Origin of the sequence: Amnimonas aquatica (assembly GCF_002943415.1) — a bacterium.
In the GTDB taxonomy this organism is placed as follows: domain Bacteria; phylum Pseudomonadota; class Gammaproteobacteria; order Pseudomonadales; family Moraxellaceae; genus Perlucidibaca; species Perlucidibaca aquatica_A.
This window is the reverse complement of the sequence record NZ_PTQZ01000088.1, coordinates 1-6,819: the sequence shown is the minus strand read 5'-3', so window position 1 is coordinate 6,819 and position 6,819 is coordinate 1. Positions and strand designations below refer to the sequence as shown.

General features: G+C 68.0%; 5 protein-coding genes. All 5 read left to right on the top strand.

The annotated features are described in order from the left end of the window. Nucleotides 1–343: 343 nt before the first annotated feature. Genes cysM through mazG form a run of 5 tightly spaced genes read left to right on the top strand, consistent with a single transcriptional unit; the run spans nucleotide 344 to nucleotide 6,720 of the window. The gene (gene cysM / locus C5O18_RS04995) at nucleotides 344–1,279 is read left to right on the top strand and encodes a cysteine synthase CysM (RefSeq protein WP_105192000.1); all 936 of its coding nucleotides are present in this window, start codon (nucleotides 344–346) and stop codon (nucleotides 1,277–1,279) included. A 2-nt stretch (nucleotides 1,280–1,281) separates the two neighbouring features. Further along, complete coding sequence (locus tag C5O18_RS04990; RefSeq protein ID WP_105191998.1) at nucleotides 1,282–2,103, top strand: 3'-5' exonuclease; 822 nt, start codon at nucleotides 1,282–1,284, stop codon at nucleotides 2,101–2,103. A gap of 18 nt (nucleotides 2,104–2,121) precedes the next feature. Continuing rightward, nucleotides 2,122–3,513, top strand: a complete 1,392-nt coding sequence (gene rlmD / locus C5O18_RS04985; protein WP_105191996.1) for a 23S rRNA (uracil(1939)-C(5))-methyltransferase RlmD — start codon at nucleotides 2,122–2,124, stop codon at nucleotides 3,511–3,513. 31 nt (nucleotides 3,514–3,544) lie between these two features. Beyond that, a complete protein-coding gene (gene relA / locus C5O18_RS04980; protein WP_105191994.1) occupies nucleotides 3,545–5,824 on the top strand; it encodes a GTP diphosphokinase in 2,280 nt (759 codons plus the stop codon). A gap of 26 nt (nucleotides 5,825–5,850) precedes the next feature. After that, complete coding sequence (mazG, locus tag C5O18_RS04975; RefSeq protein ID WP_105192002.1) at nucleotides 5,851–6,720, top strand: nucleoside triphosphate pyrophosphohydrolase; 870 nt, start codon at nucleotides 5,851–5,853, stop codon at nucleotides 6,718–6,720. The last annotated feature ends 99 nt before the right edge of the window (nucleotides 6,721–6,819 follow it).

The following is a 6,819-nucleotide window of genomic DNA, read 5'->3' as shown; positions in this document are numbered from 1 at the left end:
TGGACCATGATGCTGGTGGCGGCCTCCATGGTGCTGTGGCCGATGCGCAGGAACTGGCTTTCCAGGTCACGCTGGTATTGCAGCAGCGACAGCACGGGTAGCAGCACCAGCAGGGCGGCGCCGGGAATCAGCACCGCCATGAGCAGGCGATAGTGCAGGGTCCAGGGGAACATCCGCGCCTCCGGCAGGGGTTTGCGCAAGCCTAGCACGCGCTGCCCCGGCTGGTGGCGGCCGGCGTGCCCGCTGCGTCGCGTCTGTCATGGCGCAGCGGCGGGGCGGGTGCGGCGGCCCGGCGCGCTTTCCATTACAATCGCCTGTCATTTCCGTTCAGAGCGTCTGCGCGATGTCCTATCCCACCATTGCCGACACCGTCGGCAACACGCCGCTGGTGCGTCTCCAGCGCATGCCCGGCGACACAGGCAACGTGGTGCTGGTCAAGCTGGAAGGCAACAACCCGGCGGGGTCGGTGAAGGACAGGCCGGCGCTGTCGATGATCACCCAGGCCGAGCGGCGCGGGCAGATCCGCCCCGGCGACACGCTGATCGAGGCCACTTCCGGCAACACCGGTATCGCGCTGGCCATGGCGGCGGCGATCAAGGGCTACCGCATGATCCTGATCATGCCGGCGAACCAGAGCCAGGAGCGCAAGGATGCCATGGCCGCCTACGGCGCCGAGCTGATCTCGGTGAGCCAGGCCGAGGGCATGGAAGGCGCGCGCGATCTGGCGCTGCAGATGCAGGCCGAGGGCAAGGGCATCGTGCTCAACCAGTTCGGCAACATGGACAACCCGCTGGCCCATTACGAGGGCACCGGCCCCGAGATCTGGCGCCAGACCGGCGGAAAGATCACCCATTTCGTCAGCTCCATGGGCACCACCGGCACCATCATGGGCACCTCGCGCTACCTCAAGGAGCAGAACCCGGCGATCGAGATCATCGGCCTGCAGCCCATCGACGGCGCGCAGATCCCGGGCATCCGGCGCTGGCCGGAGGAGTACCTGCCGACCATCTTCGAGCGCGAGCGCGTGGACCAGGTCATCGACATTCCGCAGGCCGCGGCCGAGGAGACCATGCGCCGGCTGGCGCGCGAGGAAGGCATTTTCTGCGGCGTGTCCTCGGGCGGCTCGGTGTGGGCGGCGCTGGAGCTGAGCAAGCAGGTCGAGAATGCGGTCATCGTCGCCATCGTCTGCGACCGCGGCGACCGCTACCTGTCCACCGGCGTGTTCGCCGAGGCCGGCAGCGAAGCCGGCGACCCTGCCCGGGGCGGGGCGCAGGCATGACCATGAACACGCTGGTCTTCGATATCGAGACCGTGCCCGACATCGCCGGCGGGCGCCGCCTGTACGGGCTGTCCGGGCTGGATGACGCCGCCGCCGCCGAGGCGCTGTTCAAGCTGCGCCGGCAGGAGACCGGCGGCTCGGACTTCATCCGCCATTCGTTGCAGCGCGTGGTCTGCATCTCCGCCGTGCTGCGTACCCGCGACGGCCTGCGCGTGTGGTCGCTGGGCGAGGAGTCGTCCAGCGAGGCCGACCTGATCCGCCGCTTCTTCGCCGGCCTCGAGCGCTACAGCCCGACCCTGGTGTCGTGGAACGGCAGCGGCTTCGACCTGCCGGTGCTGCACTACCGCGCGCTGCTGCACGGCATCCAGGCGCCGACCTACTGGGACCAGGGCGAGTTCAACCGAGACGCCAAGTTCAACAACTATCTCGGTCGCTTCCACCAGCGCCACACCGATCTCATGGACCTGCTGGCCGGCTACCAGGCGCGTGCCAACCAGCCGCTGGACCAGGTCGCCACGCTGCTCGGCTTCCCGGGCAAGATGGGCATGGACGGCAGCCAGGTCTGGCCGGCCTTCCTCGCCGGCGAGCTGGCGAAGATCCGCCAGTACTGCGAGACCGACGTGCTCAACACCTGGCTGGTGTTCCTGCGTTTCCAGTTCATGCGCGGGCTGCTCGACACGGCCGGCCTGGCGACTGAGATGACACTGGTGCGCGATGTGCTGCAGGCTTCCGGGCAGCCGCACTTGCTCGATTTCCTGCAGGCCTGGCGTGAGGGCGAAGCCGGCTGGCCGGCGGAAGACCCGCCGCTGAACGTGCCCATCTGATTCCCTGACGAGTGATCCATGTCCCGTATCCGCAAGAAGGAAAGACTCCGCGCCCAGCCCCCGGTCGAGCTGGTCATCGACCGGCTCAGCCATGAGGGGCGAGGTATCGCGCATCATGCCGATGGCAAGCTGGTGTTCGTCGATGGCGCGTTGCCCGGCGAGCGTGTCAGCGCGCGCGTCACCTTCAGCAACCGCAAGTTCGATGAGGCCGCCGTGCTCGATGTCTTCGAGGCCGCGGCCGATCGTGTCGCGCCGCCCTGCGCGCATTTCGGCGTCTGCGGCGGCTGCTCGCTGCAGCACATGGCGCCGGCAGCGCAGATCGCCTTCAAGCAGCAGGTGCTGGCGGACCAGCTCCGCCACTTCGGCGGCCTGCAGCCGGGCACCTGGCTGCCGCCGCTGACCCACGGCCATGCCTCCTACCGGCGCAAGGCGCGCCTGGGCGTGCGCTACGTGATCAAGAAAGAGACGCTGATGGTCGGCTTCCGCGAGCGCCAGGGCAGCTACCTCGCCGACATCCACGCCTGCACGGTCATGGACCAGCGTCTGGGCCAGTCCATCACGCCGCTGCGCCAGCTCATCGCCGGCCTTGTCGCGCGCGACCACATCGCGCAGATCGAGGTGGCGGCCGGCGACGAGCTGGCCGGGTACCAGGACGTGGCGCTGGTGTTCCGCCATCTGGTGCCGCTGGAACCGCAGGATGTGCAGGCGCTGACCGGCTTCTGCGCCGACCGCGGCTGGCAGTGCTACCTGCAGCCGGGCGGCTACGACACCGTGCACCGGGTCTGGCCGAAGGAAGGCCGTGACCGCCTGTACTACCGCCTGCCGGACTTCGATGCGCCGGGGCGGCCGGGCGAGGGCCTGACCATGGCCTTCCACCCCAACGACTTCACCCAGGTCAACGCCGGCATCAACCAGCGCATGGTTAAGCTGGCGCTGGACCTGCTCGACCCGCAGCCGACAGACCGCGTGCTCGACCTGTTCTGCGGCCTCGGCAACTTCACCCTGCCGCTGGCCACCCGTGCCCGCGAGGTGGTCGGGGTCGAGGGCGTGGCGACCATGGTCGAGCGCGGCTACGAGAACGCGCGTGCCAACGGACTGACGAATGTGTCGTTCTATGCCCAGGACCTGACCCGGGACTTCTCCACGCAGCCCTGGGCCGGGCTCGGCTTCGACCGCATCCTCATCGATCCGGCGCGCAGCGGGGCGCTGGAAGTGATTCCGCACCTGGCGCGATTCGGTGCGCATCGCGTGGTCTATGTGTCATGCAATCCGGCGACACTGGCGCGTGATGCCGGGGAGATGGCGAAAGCCGGTTATGATCTGCTCCAGGCGGGCGTGATGGACATGTTCACGCACACCACGCATGTGGAGTCGATCGCCGTATTCGAAAAACGCCGTCCGGCAGGCTGAGGCAGTCCGGGCGGCAAGGACAGGACGCAACATGGTCAAGGTTCGCGCGGATTATCCGACCCGGGACGACGGCAGCGTCGACCTGCAGGCATGGCTCTCCCGTGTGGAGGATCGTGTCGAGCTGCACAGCCCGGAAACGCTGCTGCGCGCCTGCGAGTTCGCCGATCAGCTCGATCGCGAGGCCGAGGCCCGCCACAACGTGTGGTCGACCCGTACCTCCAGTTTCCTCACCGGCCTGGCCATGGCCGATATCCTGGCCGAGCTCAACCTCGACCAGGAGTCGCTGATCGCGGCGGTGCTGTACCGCTCGGTGCGCGAGGGTCGGGTCGAGCTCAAGCGCATCGAGAAGGACTTCGGGCCGGACATCGCCCACCTCATCGACGGCGTGCTGCGCATGGCGGCCATCAGCCGGCTGATCAACCCGGACCACCAGGCCGCCGGCGTCAGCGAGGCGCAGCAGCTCGACAATGTACGCAAGATGCTGATCGCGATGATCGACGACGTGCGCGTGCCGCTGATCAAGCTCGCCGAGCGCACCTTCGCCATCCGTGAACTGAAGGATGCCAGCGACGAGCGCAAGCGCCGCGTGGCCCGCGAAATCTTCGACATCTACGCGCCGCTGGCGCACCGGCTGGGCATCGGCCACATCAAGTGGGAGCTGGAGGACCTGTCGTTCCGCTACCTGGAGCCCGAGGCCTACAAGCAGATCGCCAGCCTGCTCGACGAGAAGCGCCTGGACCGCGATGGCTATATCCAGCAGGTGATCCAGACCCTGCGCGAGAATCTCGGGCGCATGGGCATGGATCGCATGGAAGTCAGCGGCCGCGCCAAGCACATCTACTCGATCTGGAGGAAGATGCAGCGCAAGGGCATCAGCTTCCACGAGGTCTACGACGTGCGCGCGGTGCGCATCCTGCTGCCCGAGGTGCGCGACTGCTACGCCGCGCTGGGTGTCGTGCACTCGCTGTGGAAGCACATTCCGAAGGAGTTCGACGACTACATCGCGACCCCGAAGGAGAACGGCTACCGCTCGCTGCACACGGCCGTCATCGGTCCGTCCGGCAAGCCGCTGGAGGTGCAGATCCGCACCTTCGACATGCACGAGGAAGCCGAGCTCGGCGTGTGCGCGCACTGGACCTACAAGGAAGGCAAGTCGTCGCGCTCGGATGCCCGCTACGAGAACAAGATCGCCTGGCTGCGCCAGGTGCTGGAATGGCAGGACGACATCGGCGACCAGCGTCTGGACGAGCTCGCCGAGCAGATCAACGAAGCCATCCACGACGAGCGCATCTACGTGTTCACGCGTGACGGCCATGTCATCGACATGCAGGCCGGCGCCACGCCGCTGGACTTCGCCTACCACATCCACACCGAGGTCGGGCACGGTTGCCGCGGCGCCAAGGTGAACGGGCGCATCGTGCCCATCACCTACAAGCTGCAGACCGGCGAGCAGGTCGAGGTCATGACCACGCGCGGCGGCAGGCCCAGCCGCGACTGGATGAACCCGACGCTGGGCTACCTCGGCACCAGCCGCGCGCTGGCTAAGGTCCGGCACTGGTTCAAGCAGCAGGATCGCGAGGGCAACCTGGCCGAAGGACGCACGCTGCTCGAGCGCGAGCTCAGTCGCATCGGCCTGACGCTGTCGCGCCAGGAGCTAGATCGCATTGCGCCGCGCTTCAATGTGCGCAACGGCGAGGATGTGCTGGCCGGACTCGGCGCCGGCGACCTGCAGCTGGCACGCGTCACCCACGCGCTCACCGACGACCTCGACCGCACGGCACAGCAGGAGCTGGCGCTGCCGGTGCCGGTGCGCGCGCCCAGTCCGCGCGAAAACGGCTCCGGCATCATCATCGAGGGCGTGGGCAACCTGCTCACCCACATCGCCAACTGCTGCCGGCCGGTGCCGGGCGAGCCCATCGTCGGCTATGTCACCCAGGGACGTGGTGTCAGCATCCATGCCCGCGGCTGCCCGGACTACCTGCGCATGGCGCAGGAGGATCCGGCGCGCACGGTCAGCGTGCAGTGGCAGTCGCGCGAGTCCGCGGCCTATCCGGTCGAGGTGCTGGTGCGCGCCTGGGATCGCACCGGCCTGCTGCGCGACATCACCTCGGTGCTGGCCAACGAGCAGGTCAATGTCACCGGCGTGCAGACACAGTCCGACAAGCAGGATGGAACCGCGACCATGCGCCTGACCCTGGAGGTGCCGGGGCTGCCCAAGCTGTCGCGCGTGCTCACCCGCATCGAGCAGCTGCCCAATGTCATCGAGGCGCGCCGGCTGACCGAGCACCGCGTGTCGGGGCGTGACGCGTGAGCGCTCGGCCGGATGCGCCCGTGGTGATGTTGCCGCCGGTACCGGACACGCCCGCGCTGCAGCGCCTGCTGCTGATCATGGCGCGCCTGCGCGATCCGCTGCAGGGCTGCGCCTGGGATCTGGAACAGACGCCGGAGACGCTGGCGCCCTATGCCATCGAGGAAGCCTACGAGGTGGTCGATGCCATCGCCCGTGGCGACCGCCCGGACTGGTGCGAGGAGCTGGGCGACCTGCTGCTGCAGGTGGTGTTCCAGGCCCGTGTCGCCGAGGAGCAGGGCGACTTCGTCTTCGATGACGTGGCGCGTGCCATCGGCGACAAGCTGATCCGGCGGCATCCGCACATCTTCCGTGACGACCGCCTCGACTTGCCGCGCCAGGACCTGACGCCGGCGCAGGTGTCCGCGCAGTGGGCCCAGATCAAGGCGATCGAGAAGGCTCTGCGCGCGCGCAGCCATGCCGGTGCCGGTGATGCCGGCGGCGGGCAGCGTGACGGCGAGCCTGCCTTTCTCGACAAGGTCGGCAACGGCCTGCCGCCCTTGCTGCGTGCGGAGAAGTTGCAGGCGAGGGCGGGCGAAGTCGGTTATGACTGGAACGATCCGCGCGCCGTCATCGCCAAGTTGCGCGAGGAACTCGACGAGCTGGAGGAAGCCATCGAGACCGGTGCGCCGCAGGCCGACCTGCAGGACGAGCTCGGTGATGTGCTGTTCTGCTGCGTCAATATCGGGCGTCACCTGAAGGTCGATTCCGAGCAGGCGCTGCTCGGCGGCGTGGCCAAGTTCCGCCGCCGCTTCGGCTATATAGAGCAGTCGCTGCGGGCCGAGGGCCGTACATTGCAGGATGCCTCGCTGGATGACATGGAGGCGCGCTGGCAGGCGGCCAAGCGCGAAGGCTTGTGAGGGCGCTGCGGCGTTCCTGAGACCTGAAAGCAAGAAGGGGCGTGCCGACGGCACGCCCCTTCTGCTACACGGTCACTGCTGATGGCGTGATCAGAAGTT

Excerpts from the sequence above, each read along its gene's own strand:
- relA (WP_105191994.1), top strand. The coding sequence starts at position 3,545 with ATGGTCAAGGTTCGCGCGGATTATCCGACCCGGGACGACGGCAGCGTC.
- mazG (WP_105192002.1), top strand. The coding sequence starts at position 5,851 with ATGTTGCCGCCGGTACCGGACACGCCCGCGCTGCAGCGCCTGCTGCTG.
- C5O18_RS04990 (WP_105191998.1), top strand. The coding sequence starts at position 1,282 with ATGAACACGCTGGTCTTCGATATCGAGACCGTGCCCGACATCGCCGGC.
- cysM (WP_105192000.1), top strand. The coding sequence starts at position 344 with ATGTCCTATCCCACCATTGCCGACACCGTCGGCAACACGCCGCTGGTG.
- rlmD (WP_105191996.1), top strand. The coding sequence starts at position 2,122 with ATGTCCCGTATCCGCAAGAAGGAAAGACTCCGCGCCCAGCCCCCGGTC.